We start from the raw sequence: 22,063 nt of genomic DNA, 5'->3' as shown, positions 1-22,063 counted from the left end.
ATGAACAAGCGTTTTCTCGTACTCGGCCTGCTGGCCGGCTCCCTGCTGCTGCAGGGCTGTGCCGCCCTCGTGGTGGGTGGCGCGGCAGGCACCGCCAAGGCGACGGGCGATCGTCGCACCCTGGGAGCCCAGTGGGACGATCAGACCATAGAGCTGAAGGCTGCCAACCTGCTGGCCGACAACAAGCAGCTGAACAGCGCCAGCAAGATTAGCGTCTACAGCAACAACGGCCGTGTGCTGATCGTCGGTCAGACACCTTCTGACGCCTACAAGCAGGAGGCGGGCAAGATAGTGGGACGGATCGAAGGGGTGCGCCACGTCTACAACGAGCTGCGCCTCGGCAAGCCGGTGAGCATAGGGGTACGCAGCAACGACTCCTGGATCACCTCCAAGGTGCGGGCCGACATGCTGGCTGCCAAGGACTTTGACAGCACCAAGGTCAAGGTGGTGACCGAGAATAGCGAGGTGTTCCTGATTGGCCTGGTGACCCGCAAGGAAGGGGATCAGGCGGTCGAGATCGCCCGCCACGTCAGCGGCGTGAAGCAGGTCATCAAGGCGTTCGAGTTTGCCCAGAACTGAGTGGCTAACAACCCGCAATAAAAAACGCAGCCAACTGGCTGCGTTTTTTATTTAATGACTTTCAGGGTCGGACGTCCGCTTGGGCGCGGCGGTTCCGGCTCAGGCTCTGCCTGTGCCTCGGCCTGCTCCAGCCAGAGATCATAGCCAGGCTCAGGCGGGAACAGGGTTCCTACCCCGTTCTCCCGGGCATGGATGGCCAATATGGCCGCCATGGGGATGTAGACCTGCTGCGACACGCCGCCGAAGCGGGCGCTGAAGCTAACGGCCTCATTGTCCATGTGGAACTGCCCCACGGCCCGTGGCGCTATGTTCAGGACGATCTGGCCATCTTGTACAAACTGCATCGGCACCATCACGTGAGGGACGTTGACGTTGACCACCAGATGCGGTGTCAGTTCGTTATCCAGCAGCCAGTCGAAGAACGCCCGCAACAGATACGGGCGACTGGGGGTCATGGTAGGTTCCATACTCATACGCCGGCACGTATCTCGCGCTCGGCCTCGGTCAGGGAAGCCTGGAAGGATTCACGCTCGAACAGACGTATCATGTAGGCCTTCAGTTCCTTGGCGCCACGACCGGCGAAGTCGATGCCCAGGCTCGGCAGACGCCACAGCAGGGGTGCCATGTAACAGTCGACCAGACCGAACTCTTCGCTCATGAAGTAGGGCATCTCGCCGAAAATCGGGGCGATGGCCAGCAGGTTGTCACGCAGTTCCGCACGGGCGGCATCGGCATCGGTACCCGCCATGATCTTGTCGGCCAGCGAATACCAGTCCAGCTCGATGCGGTGCATCATCAGACGGCTGTTGCCACGGGCCACCGGATAGACCGGCATCAGCGGCGGGTGCGGGAAGCGCTCGTCCAGATACTCCATGATGATGCGCGAGGTATACAACGCCAGCTCACGATCCACCAGGGTTGGCACAGTGTTGTACGGGTTCAGCTCGGCCAGCTCGTCCGGCAGGTTGCTCGGATCAACCTGGCAGATATCCACGCTAACACCCTTCTCCGCCAGGACAATGCGCACCTGATGGCTGAACATATCGTTGGCACCGGAAAACAGCGTCATTACCGAACGCTTATTGGCAGCTACAGCCATTGAACCCTCCCGTCATTAAAAAGCAGAAACGGCAATGAAGCATTTCGAACCTCATTGCCGTGCGTCATATTACTCTGATCTGGTCGCTTAGTGAACGTCGCGCCAGAATTCCTTCTTCAACAGCACAGTGAAGATGAAGAAGATAACGATGAAACCGAGCACCCAGAAGCCCATGCGTTCGCGCTCCTGCTGTACCGGCTCAGCCGAGTAGACCAAGAAGTTTACCAGATCCAGTACCGTCTGATCATACTCTTCGTTATTCATTTCACCGTTGCCGTCAGATTTGATGCTGACGACTCGCTGCACCGACTGTCCATCGACCTCGTGGGAGCCGAATTCGGCACGGGGGGTTCCCTGCAGTGGCTCCAGCACATGGGGCATGCCCACGGACGGGAAGACCGCATTGTTTACCCCGAACGGCCGGGTCTCATCCACGTAGAAGGCGCGCAGATAGGTGTAGATCCAGTTCGCCCCACGCACCCGCGCCACCAGGGTCAGATCCGGCGGTGGCGCCCCGAACCAGCGCGCAGCATCCTTCTCGGACATGGCGCTCTTCATCAGATCACCGATCTTGGCGCCGGTGAAGACTAGGTTCTCCCGCATCAGCTCTTCCGGAATACCGATATCGGTGGCCACCCGGTTGTAGCGCTGATATTGAGTGGAGTGGCAACCCGCACAGTAGTTCATGAAGGTGGTGGCCCCACGCTGCAGGGACGCCTTGTCGCTCAGGTTGTAGTCGGCCTTGTCGAGCGGGAAACCGCTGCCTGACGCAAGCACCAGGCTGGGCAGCAGGGCCAGCACTGCAAAAATGATTCTTTTCATTTGAATGTCACCCTCTCCGGCAGCGGCTTGGTGTTTTCATTCTTGCTGTAGAAGAACAACAGGACGAAGAACCCGAAATACCCCAGTGAGCAGATCTGTGCGAGCAGGGTCAGCGTCGGAGTCGATGGCAAGACGCCAAGCACACCCAGGATGACGAAGCAGACCACGAACTGGGCGATGTTCAACTTGTGCAGAGTGCTGCGGTAACGCACCGAGCGCACCTTGCAGCGATCCAGCCAGGGCAGCAGGAACAGCACTACGATGGAGAGTCCCATCATGATGACCCCCAGCAGCTTGTCAGGCACCGCCCGCAAGATGGCGTAGAAGGGGGTGAAGTACCAGACCGGGGCTATGTGCTCAGGGGTCTTCAGACCATTCGCCACTTCGAAGTTCGGCTTCTCGAGGAAGTAACCCCACATGTCCGGCTTGAAGAAGATGATGGCGCAGAACAGGAACAGGAAGCCCGCCACCCCGATCATGTCCTTGACGGTGAAGTAAGGATGGAACGCCACCGCATCCAGCGGCCAGCCTTTCTCGTCCTTGTGCTTCTTGATGTCGATGCCGTCCGGGTTGTTGGAGCCCACCTCGTGCAGCGCCAGGATATGCATGGCCACCAGCATCACCAGCACCAGCGGCAGCGCGATGACATGCAGCGCGAAGAAGCGGTTCAGGGTCGCGCCAGAGATGACATAGTCACCGCGGATCCACAGGGTCAGATCGTCACCTATGACCGGGATGGCACCAAACAGCGAGATGATGACCTGGGCTCCCCAGAATGACATCTGTCCCCAGGGCAGCAGGTAGCCCATGAAGGCTTCCGCCATCAGCACCAGGAAGATCAGCATGCCGAAGATCCACAGCAGCTCGCGCGGCTTCTGGTAGGAGCCGTAGATCATGCCGCGGAACATGTGCAGATAGACCACCACGAAGAAGGCCGAGGCGCCGGTGGAGTGCATGTAGCGCAGCAACCAGCCGTAATCCACATCCCGCATGATGTATTCCACGGAGGCAAAGGCGCCCTCCGCCGACGGGTTGTAGTTCATGGTCAGCCAGATGCCTGTGATGATCTGGTTGACCAGCACCAACATGGCAAGCGAGCCGAAGAAATACCAGAAGTTCAGGTTCTTGGGGGCCGGGTACTTGGCCATGTGGTCGTTGTACATGGCGGTGAGCGGGAAACGATCGTCGATCCAGCCCATGAGTTTGGCAAACATGGTCAGGCCTCCTTGCCATCGGCACCCACCAGAATGGTGGTGTCGCTAAGATATTGATATGGCGGAATGACCAGATTCAGTGGCGCAGGCACGCCCTGGAACACTCGACCAGCCATGTCGAACTTGGAACCATGGCACGGGCAGAAGAAGCCGGAGGCCACCCCCTGCACCTGCTCGCCGAAGCTGTCAGGCAGGTAGGAAGGCGAACAACCCAGGTGCGTACAGATACCGACGGCGACGAAGATCTCCGGCTTGATGGATCTGTAGCCGTTGTGGGCGTAGTCCGGTTGTTGCGGCTCATCGGAGGCAGGATCGCGCAGCTTGTCCTCGTGCACAGCCAAGGCATCCAGCGTCTGCTTGGTGCGTTTCACCACCCAGACCGGCTTGCCGCGCCACTCGACGCGAATGAGCTGACCCGGCTCCAACTTACTGATATCCACTTCGACCGGGGCCCCTGCCGCTTTGGCTTTGGCGCTCGGGTTCCATGACTTTATAAACGGCACTGCGGTAAAAGCAGCTCCTACTCCACCAACGGCAACCGTTGACCAGGTAAGAAATCTGCGGCGACCGGTATCAACTGGCGCATTGCTCATCCAAAAACTCTCCCATGTGGACTCTGCTCATTCTTATAGTGTCCCCGTTCCCCTCTCTCCCGATGACAACTGCAACGGAAGCCGTATGGCAATTGACACAGAAAGACCATGGAAATTTTAAAGAAAAGATAACAATTTGACAAGAAAGAGAAGCGATGGGTGAAAACAATAAATACACAAATATTTGTCTTTTGTGACCTGTGGTTAGCATTGGCGTAGGGAATATTACCAATAAAAAAAGCCTGGCAGTTGCCAGGCTTTTTTGACACTCGTGAGAGTGCGTACCAAAAGCGAATTAACGCTTGGAGTACTGCGGACGCTTACGAGCTTTGTGCAGACCGACTTTCTTACGCTCAACCTTACGGGCATCACGAGTAACAAAGCCTGCTTTACGCAGTTCGCCGCGCAGGGTCTCATCGTACTGCATCAGAGCACGAGTGATACCGTGGCGGATCGCACCAGCTTGACCGGAGATGCCGCCACCGTTAACGGTGATGTACAGATCCAGTTTCTCGGTCATTTCAACCAGTTCCAGCGGCTGACGAACTACCATGCGGGCAGTCGGACGGCCGAAGTACTGCTCCAAGGAGCGCTGATTGATGATGATTTTGCCGCTACCCGCTTTCATAAAGACGCGAGCAGTGGAGCTTTTGCGACGGCCGGTACCGTAGTATTGATTTTCTGCCATGTTGCCAGTTCCCGATTAGATATCCAGTACTTGAGGTTGCTGAGCAGCATGAGCGTGCTCGGCGCCTGCGTAAACTTTCAGTTTACGGAACATGGCACGGCCCAGCGGGCCCTTCGGCAGCATACCTTTGACGGCAGCTTCGATAACCATTTCCGGTTTACGCTGAATCAGCTTGTCGAAGCTGATTGACTTGATACCACCCGGGAAACCGGAGTGAGAATGGTAGATTTTATCGGTAAATTTCTTACCGGTAACGTGTACCTTCTCAGCGTTTACAACGATGATGTAATCACCGGTGTCAACGTGCGGAGTGTACTCAGCTTTGTGCTTACCACGCAGACGAGCAGCGATCTCGGTTGCGATACGACCCAGAGTTTTACCTTCTGCGTCCACAATGTACCAGTCACGTTTTACGGTTTCTGGCTTGGCAACGAAAGTTTTCATTAAGTTAAACCCAATTACCTGTTACAGACCCAATTGCTTATGGGGGCTCTCCCACAAACAACAAACGATGGCCTACCTGTACCCCTTCGAATACAAGTAAAGCTTAAAGTGTTGCTGTCTTATCGACAGCTGTAACGTGGGCCGGGCGATTATAAGTGAAGTTGCCTTAAATATCACCTGCTAATTTCACTGCCATGAAGCTAGCAAATGTCGCCCGGCCCTACCTGCCGCAGATGCCCATCCGACTGGCAGGCGCGGTATTGTGACTAAGGAAGGTGCACTCTTGCAAGGTATTCGTGCGATTGCATTTCCTGAAGCCGCGAAAGACAACGCTTGAATTCGAAATTCAGCAGGCCATCTCCGTAGAGTGCTGACATGGGCACCGCCGCCGACAGTATGAGTTTGACATGCCGCTCATAGAACTCGTCCACCATGGCGATGAAGCGGCGGGCCGCGTCATCCGTGCCGGTGCCCATGGGCTGAACATTGGCCAGCAGCACGGTATGGAACTCCCTGGCCAGTTCGATGTAGTCCCCCTGTGAGCGGGGGGTACAGCAAAGTTGCTCGAACTCCATATAAAGCACCCCTTCCCCCATCCCCAGCGTGCTCAGCTGGCGATGATTGACCTCCAGCATGGCCGCACTGACCTGCGCCTGACCACTCAACTGCCCAAAATAGCGGTCGAGATTGCATTTGGCCTGCTGATCCAGCGGGAAGTGATAAATCTCCGCCTGCTCCAGCGTGCGCAGGCGATAGTCGACGCCACCGTCCACGTTAAGTACCTCGCAATGGCGCTCGATGAGCGCGATGGCGGGTAAAAAACGGGCGCGTTGCAGGCCATTGCGATAAAGCTCCTGCGGCGGGATGTTGGAGGTCGCCACCAGCAGCACCCCGTGGCCGAACAGCGCCTGGAACAGGGTGCCCAGCAGCATGGCGTCGGTGATGTCGGAGACAAAGAACTCGTCGAAGCAGATGATATCCGTCTCGCCGGCCAGCTTGCTGGCGATGAGCAGGAGAGGGTCGGCCTGGCCGGTCAAGCCCTTCAGCTCGGCGTGGATCCGGTGCATGAAACGGTGGAAGTGGATGCGCAGTTTACGCTCACCCGGCAGGCTCTCGAAGAAAGTATCCATCAACCAGGTCTTGCCTCGGCCCACACCGCCCCACATATAGAGTCCCAGGACGGGAGTCGGTGGCTTGGGTTTTTGCAGCCATCCCAACAGGCCACGGGATCTGGTCGGAGTCGGGCTGGCGCACAAATCCTGATAGAGTCGCTCCAGGTGGCTCACGGCCATCGCCTGAGCCGGGTCGGCCAAAAAGCCGGGGCGCTGCAAATCCTGCTGATATTTTTGCTGCGGGGTCATCCTGTAAACCGCCTCCAAGTCCCTGAATGAAGGACAAAATGGTATCACGCTCTCGGGGGGCACGGTATAGTGCCAACGAGGCATAGCGGTCAATCTGGCCGTCTCAACACTCATCGATTTAGCTGTAACAAGGAGCTTCTATGACTCTGTTAAACGGGATCCTGCTGGCGGTAGCCGCTCTGATCATCGGCGTTCTGGTCGGTCGTTTCACGGTCCGCAGCCGGGATGCCGGGCGCCTGGAACAGGAGCTGAAAAAGGCCCATAAGGAACTGGAAAGCTATCAGGGCCAGATCACGACCCACTTTGCCGACAGCGCCGCCCTGATGGAGCAGCTGGCCGAGCAATACCAGACCCTCTATCGCCACATGGCCGAGCAGAGCAAGTTCCTGGCCAAGGTCCAGGAGCCGCTGTTCCGTGAATCTCAGGTCGAAGAGGGCAGCGATGCCTCCAACAACGAGGAGCCGGGCCTGCCGCCGCGCGACTATGCCGGCGCCTCCGGCCTGCTCAAACAACCCAGCTAGTCCCTAGTGGAACTAATTACGCCTTATCGTGGTCAGACCTTGACGATTGCCATGCAACTTTTTCTGGGAGCTGTTTCTCATATGCGTAAATCTCTTTCTGTGTTCAGTGTCTTAGCCCTCAGTGTAGGTATCGCCCTGTCTGCGGCGCCAGCGCAGGCTGCCCTGCCCTTGCTGTCGAACACTCAGGAAATGCCGAGCCTGGCCCCCGTGCTCGAGCAGGTGACCCCTGCCGTGGTCAACATCTCCGTCTCTGGCAAGAAGATCACGCGCCAGCGTCTGCCGGAACAATTCCGTTTCTTCTTCGGCCCCAACATGCCTGACGAGCAGGTGAGCGAGCAGCCCTTCCAGGCGCTGGGCTCAGGCGTCATCATCGATGCCAAGAAGGGCTATGTGATCACCAACGCCCACGTGGTTCACGATGCGGACGAGATCAAGGTCAATCTGAAGGACGGCCGTGAATACGCCGCCAAGAAGATTGGCGAGGACAAGCAGTCCGATATCGCGCTGCTGCAAATCAAGGCCGAGGATCTGGTGCAGATCAAGTTCGCCGACTCCGACGAGCTGCGGGTCGGTGACTATGCGCTGGCCATCGGCAACCCGTTCGGCCTGGGCCAGACAGTCACCTCGGGCATCGTCAGTGCCCTGGGCCGCAGCGGCCTCAACATCGAGAACCTGGAGAACTTCATCCAGACCGATGCGGCCATCAACTCCGGCAACTCGGGCGGCGCCCTGCTCAACCTGCGCGGTGAGCTGATCGGCATCAACACCGCCATCCTGGGGCCGAACGGCGGCAACATCGGCATCGGCTTCGCCATTCCGTCCAACATGGTGCGCGATCTGTCCGATCAGATCGTCAAGTACGGCGAAGTACGCCGTGGCCAGTTGGGGATCACCGGCACCGAGCTGACCAACGAAATCGCCAAGACCTTCGGTTACAACAAGAAGGACGGCGCCTTCGTCAACCAGGTCATGCCTGACTCCGCCGCCGACAAGGCCGGCATCAAGGCCGGGGACATCATCATCAGCATCGATGGCAAGCCCATCCGCTCGTTCGGTGAGCTGCGTGCCAAGATTGCGACCATGGGGGCCGACAAGCAGGTTGCCCTTGGCCTGATCCGTGATGGCAAGGAGCAAAGCGTCAAGGTCACCCTGAAGAAGGCAGATGACAGCGAGATCCTCGCCAGTGCCCTGCACCCGGCACTGGAAGGCGCCAAGCTCAGCACCACCACAGAACCGGTCACCGGCGTGGCCGTCTCCGATATCGATCCGCGCTCCCCTGCCGCCGCCTCCGGTCTGCAGAAGGGCGACATCATCATCGGGGTCAACCGCCTGCGCATCAACTCGCTGGGCGAGCTGACCAAAGTGTTGAAGAACAAGCCGGACGTGCTGGCACTGAACATTCAACGCGGCGACTCCTCGCTCTATTTGGTGATCCGTTAAGTCCCTCACACCCGCGGCAACCGCCGCGGGTGATTTTTATCCACCGATAGTGTTATTCTCTGCGCGCAGCATGTACGGACGAGAATGACATGAAAATCCCACCTTTGATCAGTTACTTGGGCAAGTCCGTCGGCTTCGGCCTCACCGTCGCGGCGCTCCTGTTGCTGCTGTTTCCCAATTTTCGAGGTGGTGCCCCCCTGCCGGGCCTCATCACCAATGCCCGCGAGCTGAGCTTCTCCTACGCCGCCCATCGCGCCGGCCCTGCCGTCGTCAACATCTACACCCGCAGCTTCGCCGGCAATCGTGGCGAGAAGGCCGAACTCAGGCCACAGGGGCTGGGCTCAGGCGTCATCATGAACCAGCGCGGCCACGTGCTGACCAACTACCACGTCATCGCCGATGCGGACCAGATCATAGTCGCGCTGCAAGATGGCCGGGTATTCAGCGCCGAGCTGATCGGCACCGACAAGCTGACCGATCTGGCGGTGCTCTACATCGAATCGGATAACCTGCCGGTCATCCCGCAGGATCCGGAGCGGCTGCCGGATGTGGGGGACGTGGTGCTCGCCATCGGCAACCCCTACAACGTCGGCCAGACCATCACCCAGGGCATCATCAGCGCCACCGGCCGGATCGGCCTCTCCAGCATGGGACCGGACAGCAATGGCCGGCAGGATCTGCTGCAGACCGATGCCGCCATCAACGAAGGCAATTCGGGCGGCGCCCTGGTCAACGGCCGTGGCGATCTGGTGGGCATCAACACCGCCGCCTACCACCTCAACGGCAATCAGGAGAGCTACGGCATCAGCTTCGCCATCCCCTACAAGCTGGCCAAGCGCATCATGGACGAGCTTATCGCCAACGGCCGGGTCATTCGTGGCTACCTCGGCGTCTCCAGCGTCGAGATCAACCCCATAGTCGCGCGCATGATGAACCTCGGCGACCTGCAGGGCCTGGTGGTGGAGAGCCTGGATCCCAACGGTCCCGCCACCAAGGCAGGGCTCAAGCGGGGTGACGTGCTGCTCAAGATCAACGGGGAAGCCATCAGCGGCGTGCGGGCCGTGATGGACAGGATCGTCGAGAGCCGCCCCGGCACCAAGCTCCGCATCTCGGTGATCCGCAACGGCAAGCCACTGGACGTCGAGGTCGTCATCGAGGAAGACGTGCGCTACCAGAACCTGCCGAGTACCAGCGCCGCCTCCGCCAGCTGAGACTAGACCCGACCACCACAAGGGGCGCATTGGCGCCCCTTGTCATTCCTCCCTCCCTTGGTTCCCCCGCATGAGTTCTCCCCCACTCCGTGAGATGACTCACAGTTTCCGCCAACGATCCCACCCTGGTCACCGCCGCGAAAGTGCGGGCCCGATCACATAGAGTCGGCTCCGATAGTCCCCCTTTGCTCCCCTGGCACACAGAAAGGGTCCTTTTCGAGGAGTTCCGGCCTGGGATTTCCATTTCGAATCGGAAAAATGCTGCCTCCTCTGCTTTTCTCCCCGGGCTTAGGGTAAGGCTATTCCTTCTGCCAGCCTTGGAGAGCAGACATTGACTACCGACACCCATGACACCGCCCTGACCCCGGACAGCCCGCCGCTGCTGCGCAAGACCGAGCTGGTCCTGGCCCGCATCCACAGCCTGCTCGGCGAGCAGGGCATCATCCCCAACGAGGTGCAGAAGCAGATGCTCGCCTCCCACGTCAAAGCCATGGTGTGGCGCTCTCATAGCGGAGAATCCCTGCCGGAGGTCGACCTCAGCCTGTTCGAGGAGATCTCCCCCCTTTCCCTGCGACTGGCCGAACAGGTCGTCGCCTGGCTGGACAGGCTGGCCCATGAAGAAGCGCACCTCTTGTCCGTCCATTTCGAAGTTGCCAAAGAAAATGAACTCAGCTCAGCTGCTCGACCAGTAACCACAGGAGATAACTAAATGTCAGCCATCAAACTCGTGATTGGAGATCGTCTCGGCAAGGGTCAGAAAGTGGGTGCAGGGGCGGAAGCCGCCGGTGCCAACGTGACCGTCATCCCCGGCATGGCCGCGGACATGAAGCTCGGTGATGTGATGAACAAGGAGCAGGCGGATCTCGGCATCTCCTTCTGCGGCAGCGGCGGCGCCGGCGCCATCACCGCCCAGACCAAGTACGGCTACAAGTGCCGCTACGGCATGCGCTCCGTCGAGGAGGGTGTCACCGCCATCAATGACGGCTGCGTGGTGCTCGGCTTCGGCTTCATGGACAAGGAAGAGCTGGGCCAGAAGCTGATCGAAGCCTTCGCCAAGAAACACGGTCGCGCCTGATGAAAGAGGACTTCACTACCCAGGTCATCGTCAACGGCAAGGGGACGACCCGCCAGCAGGCGTTCGCTTCCGCCCTCAGCCAGGTGCAGCACAGCCTGCTCAAGGACAACCCGCGGGTGATGCTGCGGATCGAGCCGGTCGAGGTACGGGTGCTCAAGGCCGAGGAGTCGGTCCGGGTGGAGAAGTTCCTGTTCTTCTTCCTGCCGCGCCAGCGCCGCGAGTTCCGCGTCCAGCTGGAGATCACGGTCAAGGTCAGCAGCCTGGACGCCGACAAGGTGACGTTCACCCTGGTGTGACGCCCCTATGGGCACAACCCCACAAAAAGGACATGTTGGATGTTTCTAATCATTCTTTTCAAATCATTGATCATCGGCGGCCTGGTGGGCGTCGGGGTGGGAGCCGGCGCGGCGCGGATGTTCCACGCCCCGACCGTGCAGGGTATGGGCGCTTTCCGAACCCTGGGTGAGCTCAACTCCTGCGAAGGGGATCCCGCCTCCCACTTCTCCTTCGGCCTCGGCTTCTTCTTCAACGCCTGGGCCTCCACAGTGGCGGCCGGAGCCTTCACCCAGGACGTGGATCACCGCATCATCCCGCACTGGGCCACGGCCGCGCTGCTGGTCAAGAACCGGGATCTCGCCACCACCTTGCACGACCCCAAGAAGATGGCCATCGCCGGCGGCATCATAGGTGCCATCGTGGTCGCCTTCCTCAACAGCACAGCCGCCGCTGTTCCCGAGGCCCTGCAGGTCACCGCCGTCAAGGTACTGGTGCCGGCCGCCAACCTGCTGGTCAACACCGTCATGCCGGTGATCTTCTGGCTGGCCGCCATCGAGGCGGGCAAGAAGTCCGGCTTCTGGGCAACCATCTTCGGCGGTCTGGCGCAGCTCATCATGGGCAACGCCGTGCCGGGTCTGGTGCTCGGCATCCTGATCGGCAAAGGGGTGGAAGAGAGCGGCTGGAACCATGTCACTCGCGTGATGATGGGCGCCATAGTGCTGCTGTTCGTGCTGAGCGGATTCTTCCGCGGCTTCGATATGAAACTGATTGAATCCTTCCACATGGGCATCCCCCTGTGGCTGGAGAACGTCCATAACCTGCTTAGCGGCAAATAAGGGGCCACCACATGGATGAGAAACTGAGAAACAACTTCTGGTATGCCGACTGGTCCTTCCCCATCTTCGTCGGCCTACTCTCGGCCGGCGTCTTCGCCGGGACCCACATGTTCTACCTGTATGGAGTCGGGGCCTTCAACGAGGTGGCCTTCGTCTCCATGCTGAAAGCCGGGATGGACACCGGTGCCTATGGCGCGGTCGCGGCCTTCGGCGCCAGCTTCCTGTTCGCCCGCATCATCGAGGGCTCCCTGGTGGGGATCCTGGATATCGGCGGCGCCATTCAGACCGGGGTCGGACTGGGCGTCCCCGCCCTGTTGCTGGGAGCCGGCATCGTCTACCCGATAGAGAACTTCGGTGCCTCGCTGATGACCGGCATGGCCATCGGGGTCGCCATCGGCGGCATCATCATCCTGGCGCGCAAGTTCACCATCAACCAGAGCAACTCCACCTACGGGGCGGATGTGATGATGGGTGCGGGCAACAGCTCGGGTCGCTTCCTCGGCCCCCTGATCATCCTCTCAGCCATGGGCGCCTCCATCCCCATCGGGCTGGGCTCCCTGCTGGGTGCGCTGCTGTTCTACGTGTGGGGCAAGCCCATCACCGGCGGCGCCATCCTGGGTGCCATGCTGCTCGGGACCTTCTTCCCGATCGCCCTGGTCTAAGCACAGGCCGCCCTTCGGGGCGGCATTTCAGAGGTCATCAGCATGTATGACATGATCATCAGAGCGGGGCGCCAGGGAAACGGCGAGCTCATCGACATCGCCATCCAGGACGGCAAGATTGCGGCCCTCGGCCAGCTGCCAGCGACGGTCGAGGCGAAGCAAACCCTCACTCTGGCCGGTGCGGTCGGGGTGAGCGCGGGCTGGATAGACGGCCACACCCACTGCTATCCCGCCTCCCCCATCTATCAGGATGAACCGGACAAGGTCGGCGTGGAGTCCGGCGTCACCACCGTCATCGATGCCGGCAGCACGGGCGCCGACGACGTGGACGCGTTCCAGCGACTGGCGGCCGGTTGCAAGACCCGGGTGCACGCCCTGCTCAACATCTCCCGCATCGGCCTGCTGCGCCAGAACGAGCTGGCCGACAGCCGGGATCTGGATGTCGGGCTGGCGTCTGCCGCCATCGCCCGCCACCCGCGGTTCATCGTCGGCCTCAAGGCCCGCATGAGCGGCAGCGTAGTGGGCGAGAACGGTCTGCAGCCGCTGCGCATGGCCAAGGCGCTGCAACAGGCCCACGGCCAGTTGCCGCTGATGGTGCATGTGGGCAACACCCCGCCCGAGCTGGACGAGATCGTCGCCCTGCTCGGCCAGGGGGATCTGCTGACCCACTGCTTCAACGGCAAGCCGAACCGTATCCTGACCCCGGCCGGCGAGCTGCGGGTCGCGGTGCGCGAGGCGATGCAACGGGGGCTGCGGCTCGACATCGGCCACGGTGGCGCCAGCTTCAGCTTCGAGGTGGCGGAGGCCGCCATCCGTCAGGGGATCCTGCCCCACACCATCAGCTCGGATATCTACTGCAAGAACCGCATCAAGGGGCCCGTGTACAGCCTGGCCCACGTGATGTCCAAGTTTCTCGCCATCGGCATGACGCTGGAGCAGGTGCTCGCCTGCGTCACCAGCCAGGCCGCCGAGGCGCTGCGCCTCCCTGGCAAAGGACGGCTCGAGCTGGGGGCCGATGCCGATCTGACCCTGTTCGAACTGGCCAGCGGCCCGGCCCTGTTTATGGATACCGAGGCGCAATCCCGCCACGGCGATCTGCAACTGCTTCCCCTCGCCGCCCTGGTGGGCGGTGGCCTGGTTCTCACTCAATATGGAAAATCCCACCATGCCTTCTGTGTATGAGAAATATCAGCTCAAACCTGTGATCAACGCCTCCGGGCGCATGACCCTACTCGGCGTCTCCACCCCGGAGCAGGAGGTGGTCGACGCGGTCAACTTCGGCCTAGGCCACTACTTCGAGGTGAAGGATCTGGTCAACAAGACCGGCGCCTACCTCGCCGGCCTGCTCGGCGTGGAGGATGCGGTGGTGGTCTCCTGCGCCAGTGCCGGCATCGCCCAGTCGGTGGCCGCCGTCATAGTGCGCGGCGATGCCTACCGGCTGGAGCAGCTGCACGCCCATGCCCACGGGGTGCCGAGCGAGATAGTGCTGCCCAAGGGGCACAACGTGAACTTCGGCGCCCCGGTGGGCACCATGGTCAATCTGGGGGGCGGCAAGGTAGTCGAGGCAGGCTATGCCAACGAATGCTCCCCCGCCCAGCTGGCCGCCGCCATCAACCCCAATACCGCCGCCATCCTCTACATCAAGTCTCACCACTGCGTGCAGAAAAGCATTCTGTCGGTGGCCCAGGCCGCCGAGGTGGCCAGGGCCCACCAGCTGCCGCTCATCGTCGATGCGGCCGCGGAAGAAGACTTGCAGCTCTACTACAACCAGGGGGCGGATCTGGTCATCTACAGTGGCGCCAAGGCCATCGAGGGACCCACCAGCGGCCTGGTGCTCGGCAAACGCCAGTATGTGGAGTGGGTCAAGCAGCAGACCAACGGCATAGGCCGCGCCATGAAGGTAGGCAAGGAGGGGATCCTCGGCCTGACCCACGCCATCGAGCGCTATCTGGTCAAGGAGAAGGAGAGTGGTGCCGCCATGGTGGCCAAGATGACCCCCTTCATCGAGCGCCTCAACCAGTTGCCCGGCGTCAGGGCCCAGGTGGTGTGGGACAGTGCCGGGCGCGACATCGCCCGCACCGACATCGCCTTCGACCATGCCCGGCTCGGCATCACCACCCTGCAGTTGGTGGATCGCCTGCAGCAGGGCAACCCGGCCATCTACTGCCGCGGCTACAAGGCCAACGAGGGCCACATCGAGATCGACGTGCGCAGCGTCAGCCCGGCCCAGCTCGACCAGATCCATGCCGCCATCGCCCAGTTAACCCAGGAGACCCGCTGATGTCCCTTACTCCCAACTACTACCTTGACCGTGTCTGCCTCAACGTGCTGGCCGGCTCCAAGCAAAATGCCGTCGATATCTATGAGGCCGCCGAGGGCCACGTGCTGGTCGGCGTGCTCTCCAAGAACTACCCGGATGTGCCCTCCGCCGTCGCCGACATGGGTGAGTACGCGAAGCTTATCGACAACGCCCTCTCCATCGGCCTGGGCGCAGGCGATCCCCGCCAGTCCGCCATGGTGGCCGAGCTGGCCCGCCAGCTGCAGCCCCAGCACGTCAACCAGGTGTTCACCGGGGTCGGCGCCAGCCGGGCGCTGCTCGGTCAGCCTCACACCCTGGTCAACGGTCTCATCTCCCCCACCGGCACACCCGGCATGGTGAAGATCTCCACCGGCCCGCTGAGCGCCGGCCAGGCCGATGGCATAGTCCCCATCGATACCGCCATCGCCCTGCTCAAGGACATGGGGGGCAGCTCGGTCAAGTTCTTCCCCATGGGCGGCCTCGCCTGCCGTGACGAGTACCAGGCGGTGGCCGAGGCCTGTGCCCGCAACGGTTTCTGGCTGGAGCCCACCGGCGGCATCGATCTCGACAACTTCGAGGAAATCGTCCGCATCGCGCTGGCGGCCGGGGTCGAGAAGGTGATCCCCCACGTCTACAGTTCCATCATCGACGGCGAGAGCGGCCAGACCCGCCCCGAGGATGTGCGCACCCTGCTCGCCATGGTGAAGCGACTGCTGGCGTGATATGACTGGCACCGGCCCACTTCCCGGCCGGTGCCTGGCTTGTGCATGTCCCGCTTGTTAACATCGATCCTCACCCCGCGACAGGAGTCTCGCTTCCCCATGACCAAGCTGCCCCACCCCAGACTCCATCAGCTGCTGACCCTGCTCCACGCCGAACCGCTGCCACAGGAGGAGCTCGCCCGTCGCCTCAATGTCTCCACCCGCACGGTACGCACCGACGTGGCGATCCTCAACGAGCTGATTGCCACCCACGGTGCCCATCTGATCCACCAGCGCGGCTGCGGCTACCAGCTCAAGATCTACAATCAGGGGCTGTTTGATGAGTTGCTGGCGGCGCAGGAGCAGGAGAGCAGCCTGCCCCGCACCAGCCGTGAGCGGGTGCTGCATCTGCAGCTGCTGCTGCTCACCGCCGAACAGGGGATCAAGCTCGATGAGCTGGCGGATACCTGGTATCTGAGCCGGGCCGCGCTGCAGGGGGACATGGCGGAAGTGCGGGAGCGGCTCGCCCATTTCGGGCTCGGCATCGACAGCAAGCCACGGCTCGGCATGCGCATCCAGGGGGATGAGACGGCGATCCGGGCCTGCCTCACCCAGTTGCTCTATCGGGAGCAGATCCGCAACCACCCGCTGCAAGGCTTGCTGCCGAACCTCTGCCCCAGCAAGACGCGGGAGGTCATCGGCAATCGCATTCATGCGCAGCTCGGACATCATCAGCTGCGGCTGGCGGACGAGAGCCTGCAACAGCTCACCATCTACTGCGCCGTCGCCCTGCTGCGGCAGGCGGCAGGCCACGAACTGCTGGCATTCAGCAGCGAGGACCTCACCGCCCCCCTGGCGGCCGTGGCCCGCGACATCTATGCCGAGCTGCCGACCCTGACACCGCCGGGCGAGCAGGAGATCATCTGCCTCGCCATCCAGATCCAGGCCCGTCTCATCGCCGATACCCCGCAGCTCAGCCCGACCATGGCCGCCGAGAGCGCCCAGCTGGTCGCGCACCTGCTGGACTACATCCACCAGCACTATCCCTATGATCTGCGCCACGACAGCCAGCTGCACTCAGATCTGCTGACCCACATCAGCGCCATGCTGCTGCGGATCAAATACCAGATCGGCAGCCACAATCCGCTGGCGGAACACATCAGGCAATATTATCCCCTCGCCTACGACATCACCCTGGCCGCCATCTCGGAGTGGATCAAGCAGACCCCCTATCACCTGACCCATCACGAGATAGGCTATCTGGTGATCCACATCGGGGTCGGGCTGGAGCGTCACTACGACATCGGCTACAGCCGTCCACCCCAGGCGCTGCTGCTGTGCGACGCGGGCAATGCCACCTTCCGGGTGCTGGAGGCGCGCATCAAGCGGGAATACCCCCAGCTGCAGCTGAGCAGCCTGGAGTCGGTGCGGGACTACGAGAGCCTGCCACGGATAGCGCAGGACTTTGTCATCAGCACGGTCAAGGTGAGCGAGAAGAATGCCCCCGTGGTGCAGGTGGCGCCCTTCCCGACCCAGTACCAGCTGGAGCAGCTCGGCAAGCTGGTGCTGATCGATCGCACCCGCCCCTACCTGCTCGACAAGTACTTCGATGCCGAACACTTCATGGTGGTGGATGAACCGCTCAGCCAGGCTGGCCTGTTTGCCCGGATCTGCGATCGGCTGGAGCGGGAGGGTCTGGTGGAGGAGGCGTTCAGGGGATCCCTGCACGAGCGGGAGCGGATCGTCTCCACCATGCTGGGGGATGGCATAGCCCTGCCCCACTCCCTCGGCCTGCTGGCGCGCCGCACCCTGGTCTACACGGTGCTGGCACCTCAGGGCATCGACTGGGGCAATGGCGAGACCGCCACCCTCATCTTCGCGCTGGCCATCGCCAAGGCCGACTATGAGGAGGCGATGGGACTCTACGATCTGTTCCTGGCGCTGATGAACGAAAAAGCCAGCAAGAATCTGCTGGCTTGTCGGGATTTCGCCAACTTCAAGGCGCTGGCACGCACCGGATCATGACGGGAGAGGAGGCGTGCCTCACTCCTCGTTGAAGCCCGAGGTGAACAGCGCCACCACGGCGGCCAGAGCCTCTTCTTCCTCCGGCCCCTCCACCTGCACCTCAACCTGTTTGCCCTGGGCGGAGTCCAGCATCAGCAGGCCGATCACGCTGTCCGCATCGGCCTCCACGCCGTCCTCGTTGCGCAGCAGCACATGGGCATCGAAACCCTGCACCAGCTCGAACAGCATCATGGCCGGTCTGGCGTGCATTCCCAGCTTGTTTTTGACTTCTACCGAGGCGGAAACAGTCATCTGAGCGTCCTATTGATCTGTCAGGCTTGGGTTGAGCGCTTGTCGAGGGTGCGGTGGCGGATCTGCACATTCTTGCCGAGCAGGCGGAACGCGCTGGCCAGCCGCTCGGCGATGAACACGGATCTGTGCTGACCGCCGGTACAGCCGATGCCGACCGTCACATAGCTGCGATTGTTGCGCTCAAGGTGGGGCAACCAGGTCCCCAGCATGTTCTCGATCTGCTGGATGAACAGCATCACGTCCGGCTGGCCGGACAGGTAGTTGGCCACGGGCTCATCCTGACCGGTGAAGGGCTTGAGCTCGGGGATCCAGTGCGGATTGGGCAGGAAGCGGGCATCGAACACGAAGTCGGCATCCTTGGGGATACCGTACTTGAAGCCGAACGACTCGAACACCAGCACCAGCTCGTTCTCTTTCTTGCCGAGCACCCGGGTCTTGATGAGCTCGCTGAGGTCATGGATGCTGAGGCTGGTGGTGTCGATGCGCAGATCGGCGGTGGAGGAGAGCGGCGCCAGCAGGTGGGTCTCCTCACGAATCGCCTCATCCAGCGACAGCTTGTTGCGAGACAGGGGGTGCAGCCGGCGGCTCTCACCGTAGCGCTTGAGCAGGGTATTGTTGTCGGCATCGAAGAAGAAGCTGGAGAACTCCACCCGCCCCTCGTTGCGTACCTGGGCCAGCAAGTTTTCCAGCCGGTCGGGCTGAGTGGGCAGGTTGCGCACGTCTATGCTGACCGCCAGCTTGTCATACTGGCTCTCGACCGAGACGATCAGCTGGGGCAGCAGATTGACCGGCAGGTTATCCACACAGTAATACCCCAGATCCTCCAGTACCCTCAGGGCCACCGTCTTACCGGAGCCCGAGCGACCGCTTACCACTATTAACTGCATCTTGTCCCCTCACGCCAACATGGCTGTATCATGCCCGGCATCAGGCCGAGGTCATGATCTGGTAGAGTTCTTCGTCGCTGGTCGCCTGGCGCAACTGGCGGCAGACGGCCTTGTCACCCAGCTTGGATGCCATCAGGGAAAGGGTCTTGAGGTGCTGCTTGCACTCGCTTTCCGGCACCAGCAAGGCAAAGAGCAGGTCCACCGGTTGGTTGTCGATAGAATCGAATGGGATGGGTTCGGAGAAGGTCATCAGCACGGCGGTCGGGACGAACGCATCGTCGATACGGCCGTGAGGAATGGCAATACCGGCACCGATCCCGGTACTGCCCATTTTTTCCCGCGCCAGCAGACTCTCAAACAGCACCTGACGGGAGGCGCCCAGGCGCTCTGCGGCCAGTTCACTGATGATCTCGAGGGCGCGTTTCTTGCTGGTACAAGGGACCGCACTCTTGGTGCAGTCCCGACTCAGTATGTGTTCAAGTTGCATAGTTATTTTTGATTTAACTTATCTTTGTGCTTGATGATCTGCCGATCCAGTTTATCCAGCAGGGTATCAATCGCAGCATACATGTCGGCATGCTCCGAATTGGCGAACACCTCTCCCCCGCTGACGTGCAGCTTGGCTTCGGCAATCTGGTTCAGTTTTTCGACGCTCAACACCACATGCACGTTGTTGATATGTTCAAAGTGACGCTCGAGTTTGGCAAATTTGCTATTCACATAATCACGCAGAGCTTCGGTAATCTCGACATGGTGTCCGGTCAGGTTAATTTGCATAACGTCTTCCTTTTGTTTGCCTAAACCAGGCGTTTGCGCTGATTGGATGGCGGGATCAACAAGGATTCACGGTACTTTGCGATCGTGCGTCTCGCCACCATAATACCCTGTTCGGCCAGCAAATCCGCGATCTTGCTATCACTAAGCGGTTTGGCAGGGTTTTCTGCCGTCACCAACTTTTTGATCAGGGCGCGAATTGCGGTCGATGAGCACTCTCCTCCTCCCTCCGTATTGACGTGACTGGAGAAAAAAAACTTCAGTTCAAAGATGCCACGGGGCGTGTGCATGTACTTCTGGGTCGTCACCCGCGAGATCGTCGACTCGTGCATCTCCACTGCCTCGGCGATGTCGTTGAGCACCATGGGCTTCATGGCCTCTTCACCGTACTCGAAGAAGCCCTGCTGCTGTTCGACAATGCAGCTGGCGACCTTGAGCAGGGTGTCGTTACGACTCTCCAGACTCTTGATGAACCACTTGGCTTCCTGCAAGTGGGAGCGGATGAACTGGGAGTCCTGACTGGTCTTGGCCTGTCTGGCCATGGCCGCGTAGGTCTCATTGACCCTGATGCGCGGCGCCGAATCCGGATTCAGTTCCACCACCCACTTGTAGCCCTTCTTGACCACGGACACATCCGGGATCACATATTGGGACTCGTTCTGGATGATGCCATTGCCTGGCCTTGGCTCCAGCTGCTGGATCAGATCCAGCACCTCCTTGAGGTCGCTCTCCTTGAGTTTGGTCTTGCGCGCCAGGGTCCGGTAATCGCGGTTGCCGAGCAAGTCCATGTGCTCGTTGATCACTTCCCTCGCCTCATTGAGCCAGGGCAGATCGGGCGAATACTGAGCGAGCTGGATCAGCAGACACTCCTGTACCGAACGGGCGGCAATGCCGATCGGATCGAAATGCTGCACCCGCTTGAGCACGGCTTCGACTTCATCCAGTTCGACTTCTACCTCATCGCTGCTGACTGCAGCCTGAATATCCTCGAGAGAAACGGTCAAATAGCCGGATTCGTCGATGGCGTCGATGATGGCGAGGGCAATGGCGGCGTCCAGATCGCTGAAGGGGGTCAGTCGCATCTGCCACAGCAGATAGTCCTGCAGGCTCTCGGTGGTCTCCCCCTGATAGACGCTGTCCTCCCCATCGTGGATGGGGCCGGCACTCTGGGCCGTTCCGGCCGAATAGACATCGTCCCAGGTGGTATCCACCGGCAGCTCATCTGGCATCTTGTCCTGAGCCATGGCATCGCTGGAATCGAGTTGGCTGGCGTCGACCGCCTCTTCCGGGTTGGTCTCCTGCGTCTCGCTCTCCTCTTGCTCCAGCAAGGGGTTGTTGTCGAGCGCTTGCTGAATTTCCTGCTGGAGTTCCAGCGTGGAGAGCTGGAGCAGACGAATCGCTTGTTGTAATTGTGGCGTCATGGTCAGGGATTGACCGAGACGCAACTGTAATGTCGGCTTCATCTACGTCGGGATATCCTTATGTTCAGCGAGGCAGCCACCTAACAAAAATGAGGGATGCCCCCTTACTATAGACTGAATTGATCGCCCAAATAGACGCGCTTGACCTGCTCATCGGCGAGGATATCGGCCGGAGCGCCCTCGGCAATCATCTTGCCATGGCTGACGATATAGGCTTTTTCACACACATCCAGCGTCTCCCGGACGTTGTGATCGGTGATCAGCACACCGAGGCCCCGCTCTTTCAGGTGCTGGATGATCTTCTTGATGTCTATGACGGAAATAGGATCAACACCTGCAAAGGGCTCATCCAGCAGGATGAATCTCGGCTCTGCCGCCAGGGCGCGGGCGATCTCAACCCGGCGCCGCTCCCCCCCCGACAGGCTCTGCCCCAGGCTGTCGCGGATGTGGGTGATGTTGAACTCTTCCAGCAGCCGCTCGACCTTGTCTTCCCGCTCCTCGCGGCTCAAGCCCTTGCGAGTCTGCATGACCCCCATCAGGTTGTCGAACACCGACAGACGGCGGAAGATCGAGGCCTCCTGCGGCAGATAGCCGATGCCGTTGCGGGCCCGGATATGCATGGGCTGCAGGCTGATATCCTGATCGTCGATGGTGATGAGGCCGGCGTCCCGCTGTACCAGACCCACGATCATGTAGAAGGAGGTGGTCTTGCCGGCACCATTGGGGCCGAGCAGCCCCACGATCTGGCCGGTGCCCACTTCCAGGCTCACGTCGCTGACCACCATGCGGCGCTTGTAGCTCTTCTGCAGGCCGACTGCTTTTAACACTGCCATGGCTTCTGTTT

At 60.7% G+C, this 22,063-nt stretch carries 27 protein-coding genes; 13 read left to right on the top strand and 14 right to left on the bottom strand.

Going from position 1 to position 22,063, the window contains the following annotated elements:
• Positions 1-579 carry a division/outer membrane stress-associated lipid-binding lipoprotein gene (gene dolP / locus KW821_RS11200; protein WP_218291509.1) on the top strand — a complete coding sequence of 193 codons (579 nt, stop codon included), beginning with the start codon at positions 1-3 and terminating at the stop codon, positions 577-579.
• Between the two features lie 47 nt (positions 580-626).
• On the opposite strand, the gene KW821_RS11195 is transcribed toward dolP, so the two are convergent.
• The 8 genes from KW821_RS11195 to zapE form a co-directional block, all read right to left on the bottom strand.
• Positions 627-1,052, bottom strand: coding sequence for a ClpXP protease specificity-enhancing factor (locus KW821_RS11195; protein ID WP_042653270.1), 426 nt, complete (start codon positions 1,050-1,052; stop codon positions 627-629).
• Entirely contained in the window at positions 1,049-1,678 is a 630-nt protein-coding gene (gene sspA / locus KW821_RS11190; RefSeq protein WP_042653271.1) for a stringent starvation protein SspA, read from the bottom strand. The genes KW821_RS11195 and sspA overlap by 4 nt, the downstream gene beginning before the upstream one ends.
• Positions 1,679-1,765: 87 nt before the next feature.
• Positions 1,766-2,500, bottom strand: coding sequence for a cytochrome c1 (locus KW821_RS11185; protein ID WP_218291508.1), 735 nt, complete (start codon positions 2,498-2,500; stop codon positions 1,766-1,768).
• Positions 2,497-3,714, bottom strand: a complete 1,218-nt coding sequence (locus tag KW821_RS11180; protein WP_042653273.1) for a cytochrome bc complex cytochrome b subunit — start codon at positions 3,712-3,714, stop codon at positions 2,497-2,499. Before KW821_RS11180 ends, KW821_RS11185 begins: the two co-directional genes overlap by 4 nt.
• Positions 3,715-3,716: 2 nt before the next feature.
• Positions 3,717-4,307 carry a ubiquinol-cytochrome c reductase iron-sulfur subunit gene (gene petA / locus KW821_RS11175; protein ID WP_042653274.1) on the bottom strand — a complete coding sequence of 197 codons (591 nt, stop codon included), beginning with the start codon at positions 4,305-4,307 and terminating at the stop codon, positions 3,717-3,719.
• Positions 4,308-4,602: 295 nt separating this feature from the next.
• The gene (gene rpsI, locus KW821_RS11170) at positions 4,603-4,995 is read right to left on the bottom strand and encodes a 30S ribosomal protein S9 (protein WP_042653275.1); all 393 of its coding nucleotides are present in this window, start codon (positions 4,993-4,995) and stop codon (positions 4,603-4,605) included.
• Between the two features lie 15 nt (positions 4,996-5,010).
• The gene (gene rplM / locus KW821_RS11165; RefSeq protein ID WP_042653276.1) at positions 5,011-5,439 is read right to left on the bottom strand and encodes a 50S ribosomal protein L13; all 429 of its coding nucleotides are present in this window, start codon (positions 5,437-5,439) and stop codon (positions 5,011-5,013) included.
• Positions 5,440-5,705: 266 nt separating this feature from the next.
• Positions 5,706-6,800 (bottom strand): cell division protein ZapE, encoded by a 1,095-nt coding sequence (gene zapE, locus KW821_RS11160; protein WP_218291507.1) that lies wholly within the window; start codon positions 6,798-6,800, stop codon positions 5,706-5,708.
• A gap of 140 nt (positions 6,801-6,940) precedes the next feature.
• On the opposite strand from zapE, the gene KW821_RS11155 reads away from it, so the two are divergent.
• The 12 genes from KW821_RS11155 to KW821_RS11100 all read left to right on the top strand — a co-directional run bounded on the left by KW821_RS11155 (position 6,941) and on the right by KW821_RS11100 (position 17,846).
• Positions 6,941-7,321, top strand: coding sequence for a YhcB family protein (locus KW821_RS11155; protein ID WP_218291506.1), 381 nt, complete (start codon positions 6,941-6,943; stop codon positions 7,319-7,321).
• 81 nt (positions 7,322-7,402) lie between these two features.
• Positions 7,403-8,761 (top strand): Do family serine endopeptidase, encoded by a 1,359-nt coding sequence (locus tag KW821_RS11150; RefSeq protein WP_042653279.1) that lies wholly within the window; start codon positions 7,403-7,405, stop codon positions 8,759-8,761.
• Positions 8,762-8,850: 89 nt separating this feature from the next.
• Entirely contained in the window at positions 8,851-9,972 is a 1,122-nt protein-coding gene (gene degS, locus KW821_RS11145) for an outer membrane-stress sensor serine endopeptidase DegS (protein ID WP_042653280.1), read from the top strand.
• 331 nt (positions 9,973-10,303) lie between these two features.
• Positions 10,304-10,681 (top strand): PRD domain-containing protein, encoded by a 378-nt coding sequence (locus tag KW821_RS11140; RefSeq protein WP_218291505.1) that lies wholly within the window; start codon positions 10,304-10,306, stop codon positions 10,679-10,681.
• The gene (locus KW821_RS11135) at positions 10,682-11,047 is read left to right on the top strand and encodes a glycine-rich SFCGS family protein (RefSeq protein ID WP_218291504.1); all 366 of its coding nucleotides are present in this window, start codon (positions 10,682-10,684) and stop codon (positions 11,045-11,047) included. It abuts the gene before it with no gap.
• A complete protein-coding gene (locus KW821_RS11130) occupies positions 11,047-11,343 on the top strand; it encodes a DUF4312 family protein (protein WP_033132301.1) in 297 nt (98 codons plus the stop codon). The genes KW821_RS11135 and KW821_RS11130 overlap by 1 nt, the downstream gene beginning before the upstream one ends.
• Positions 11,344-11,382: 39 nt before the next feature.
• Positions 11,383-12,159 (top strand): DUF4311 domain-containing protein, encoded by a 777-nt coding sequence (locus KW821_RS11125; RefSeq protein ID WP_033132300.1) that lies wholly within the window; start codon positions 11,383-11,385, stop codon positions 12,157-12,159.
• An 11-nt stretch (positions 12,160-12,170) separates the two neighbouring features.
• Entirely contained in the window at positions 12,171-12,821 is a 651-nt protein-coding gene (locus KW821_RS11120; protein ID WP_218291503.1) for a DUF4310 family protein, read from the top strand.
• Between the two features lie 42 nt (positions 12,822-12,863).
• A complete protein-coding gene (locus KW821_RS11115; protein WP_218291502.1) occupies positions 12,864-14,003 on the top strand; it encodes an amidohydrolase/deacetylase family metallohydrolase in 1,140 nt (379 codons plus the stop codon).
• The gene (locus KW821_RS11110) at positions 13,987-15,102 is read left to right on the top strand and encodes a DgaE family pyridoxal phosphate-dependent ammonia lyase (RefSeq protein WP_218291501.1); all 1,116 of its coding nucleotides are present in this window, start codon (positions 13,987-13,989) and stop codon (positions 15,100-15,102) included. Before KW821_RS11115 ends, KW821_RS11110 begins: the two co-directional genes overlap by 17 nt.
• Complete coding sequence (locus tag KW821_RS11105; RefSeq protein WP_218291500.1) at positions 15,102-15,842, top strand: KDGP aldolase family protein; 741 nt, start codon at positions 15,102-15,104, stop codon at positions 15,840-15,842. The genes KW821_RS11110 and KW821_RS11105 overlap by 1 nt, the downstream gene beginning before the upstream one ends.
• Positions 15,843-15,941: 99 nt before the next feature.
• Entirely contained in the window at positions 15,942-17,846 is a 1,905-nt protein-coding gene (locus KW821_RS11100; RefSeq protein WP_218291499.1) for a transcription antiterminator, read from the top strand.
• 18 nt (positions 17,847-17,864) lie between these two features.
• Here the strand turns inward: KW821_RS11100 and npr are convergent, their stop codons facing one another.
• The 6 genes from npr to lptB form a co-directional block, all read right to left on the bottom strand.
• Positions 17,865-18,137: a PTS phosphocarrier protein NPr gene (npr, locus tag KW821_RS11095; protein ID WP_042653289.1), complete on the bottom strand. Its 273-nt coding sequence runs from the start codon at positions 18,135-18,137 to the stop codon at positions 17,865-17,867.
• A 20-nt stretch (positions 18,138-18,157) separates the two neighbouring features.
• The gene (gene rapZ, locus KW821_RS11090) at positions 18,158-19,024 is read right to left on the bottom strand and encodes an RNase adapter RapZ (protein ID WP_042653290.1); all 867 of its coding nucleotides are present in this window, start codon (positions 19,022-19,024) and stop codon (positions 18,158-18,160) included.
• Positions 19,025-19,064: 40 nt separating this feature from the next.
• Positions 19,065-19,511 (bottom strand): PTS IIA-like nitrogen regulatory protein PtsN, encoded by a 447-nt coding sequence (gene ptsN / locus KW821_RS11085; protein WP_042653291.1) that lies wholly within the window; start codon positions 19,509-19,511, stop codon positions 19,065-19,067.
• Positions 19,512-19,513: 2 nt separating this feature from the next.
• On the bottom strand, positions 19,514-19,801 hold the full coding sequence (hpf, locus tag KW821_RS11080) for a ribosome hibernation promoting factor (protein ID WP_042653292.1): 288 nt from the start codon (positions 19,799-19,801) through the stop codon (positions 19,514-19,516).
• 20 nt (positions 19,802-19,821) lie between these two features.
• Positions 19,822-21,261 carry an RNA polymerase factor sigma-54 gene (locus KW821_RS11075; protein ID WP_218291498.1) on the bottom strand — a complete coding sequence of 480 codons (1,440 nt, stop codon included), beginning with the start codon at positions 21,259-21,261 and terminating at the stop codon, positions 19,822-19,824.
• Between the two features lie 65 nt (positions 21,262-21,326).
• Positions 21,327-22,052, bottom strand: coding sequence for an LPS export ABC transporter ATP-binding protein (lptB, locus tag KW821_RS11070; protein ID WP_218291497.1), 726 nt, complete (start codon positions 22,050-22,052; stop codon positions 21,327-21,329).
• Positions 22,053-22,063 lie beyond the last annotated feature (11 nt).

Source organism: Aeromonas sp. sif2416 (assembly GCF_019218665.1).
GTDB classification, from domain to species: Bacteria; Pseudomonadota; Gammaproteobacteria; order Enterobacterales; family Aeromonadaceae; genus Aeromonas; species Aeromonas encheleia.
This window is presented reverse-complemented; position numbering and strand designations above follow the sequence as displayed.

Coding starts and splice junctions, on each gene's coding strand:
- dolP (WP_218291509.1), top strand. CDS start 1: ATGAACAAGCGTTTTCTCGTACTCGGCCTGCTGGCCGGCTCCCTGCTG.
- KW821_RS11195 (WP_042653270.1), bottom strand. CDS start 1,052: ATGAGTATGGAACCTACCATGACCCCCAGTCGCCCGTATCTGTTGCGG.
- sspA (WP_042653271.1), bottom strand. CDS start 1,678: ATGGCTGTAGCTGCCAATAAGCGTTCGGTAATGACGCTGTTTTCCGGT.
- KW821_RS11185 (WP_218291508.1), bottom strand. CDS start 2,500: ATGAAAAGAATCATTTTTGCAGTGCTGGCCCTGCTGCCCAGCCTGGTG.
- KW821_RS11180 (WP_042653273.1), bottom strand. CDS start 3,714: ATGTTTGCCAAACTCATGGGCTGGATCGACGATCGTTTCCCGCTCACC.
- petA (WP_042653274.1), bottom strand. CDS start 4,307: ATGAGCAATGCGCCAGTTGATACCGGTCGCCGCAGATTTCTTACCTGG.
- rpsI (WP_042653275.1), bottom strand. CDS start 4,995: ATGGCAGAAAATCAATACTACGGTACCGGCCGTCGCAAAAGCTCCACT.
- rplM (WP_042653276.1), bottom strand. CDS start 5,439: ATGAAAACTTTCGTTGCCAAGCCAGAAACCGTAAAACGTGACTGGTAC.
- zapE (WP_218291507.1), bottom strand. CDS start 6,800: ATGACCCCGCAGCAAAAATATCAGCAGGATTTGCAGCGCCCCGGCTTT.
- KW821_RS11155 (WP_218291506.1), top strand. CDS start 6,941: ATGACTCTGTTAAACGGGATCCTGCTGGCGGTAGCCGCTCTGATCATC.
- KW821_RS11150 (WP_042653279.1), top strand. CDS start 7,403: ATGCGTAAATCTCTTTCTGTGTTCAGTGTCTTAGCCCTCAGTGTAGGT.
- degS (WP_042653280.1), top strand. CDS start 8,851: ATGAAAATCCCACCTTTGATCAGTTACTTGGGCAAGTCCGTCGGCTTC.
- KW821_RS11135 (WP_218291504.1), top strand. CDS start 10,682: ATGTCAGCCATCAAACTCGTGATTGGAGATCGTCTCGGCAAGGGTCAG.
- KW821_RS11130 (WP_033132301.1), top strand. CDS start 11,047: ATGAAAGAGGACTTCACTACCCAGGTCATCGTCAACGGCAAGGGGACG.
- KW821_RS11125 (WP_033132300.1), top strand. CDS start 11,383: ATGTTTCTAATCATTCTTTTCAAATCATTGATCATCGGCGGCCTGGTG.
- KW821_RS11120 (WP_218291503.1), top strand. CDS start 12,171: ATGGATGAGAAACTGAGAAACAACTTCTGGTATGCCGACTGGTCCTTC.
- KW821_RS11115 (WP_218291502.1), top strand. CDS start 12,864: ATGTATGACATGATCATCAGAGCGGGGCGCCAGGGAAACGGCGAGCTC.
- KW821_RS11110 (WP_218291501.1), top strand. CDS start 13,987: ATGCCTTCTGTGTATGAGAAATATCAGCTCAAACCTGTGATCAACGCC.
- KW821_RS11105 (WP_218291500.1), top strand. CDS start 15,102: ATGTCCCTTACTCCCAACTACTACCTTGACCGTGTCTGCCTCAACGTG.
- KW821_RS11100 (WP_218291499.1), top strand. CDS start 15,942: ATGACCAAGCTGCCCCACCCCAGACTCCATCAGCTGCTGACCCTGCTC.
- npr (WP_042653289.1), bottom strand. CDS start 18,137: ATGACTGTTTCCGCCTCGGTAGAAGTCAAAAACAAGCTGGGAATGCAC.
- rapZ (WP_042653290.1), bottom strand. CDS start 19,024: ATGCAGTTAATAGTGGTAAGCGGTCGCTCGGGCTCCGGTAAGACGGTG.
- ptsN (WP_042653291.1), bottom strand. CDS start 19,511: ATGCAACTTGAACACATACTGAGTCGGGACTGCACCAAGAGTGCGGTC.
- hpf (WP_042653292.1), bottom strand. CDS start 19,801: ATGCAAATTAACCTGACCGGACACCATGTCGAGATTACCGAAGCTCTG.
- KW821_RS11075 (WP_218291498.1), bottom strand. CDS start 21,261: ATGAAGCCGACATTACAGTTGCGTCTCGGTCAATCCCTGACCATGACG.
- lptB (WP_218291497.1), bottom strand. CDS start 22,052: ATGGCAGTGTTAAAAGCAGTCGGCCTGCAGAAGAGCTACAAGCGCCGC.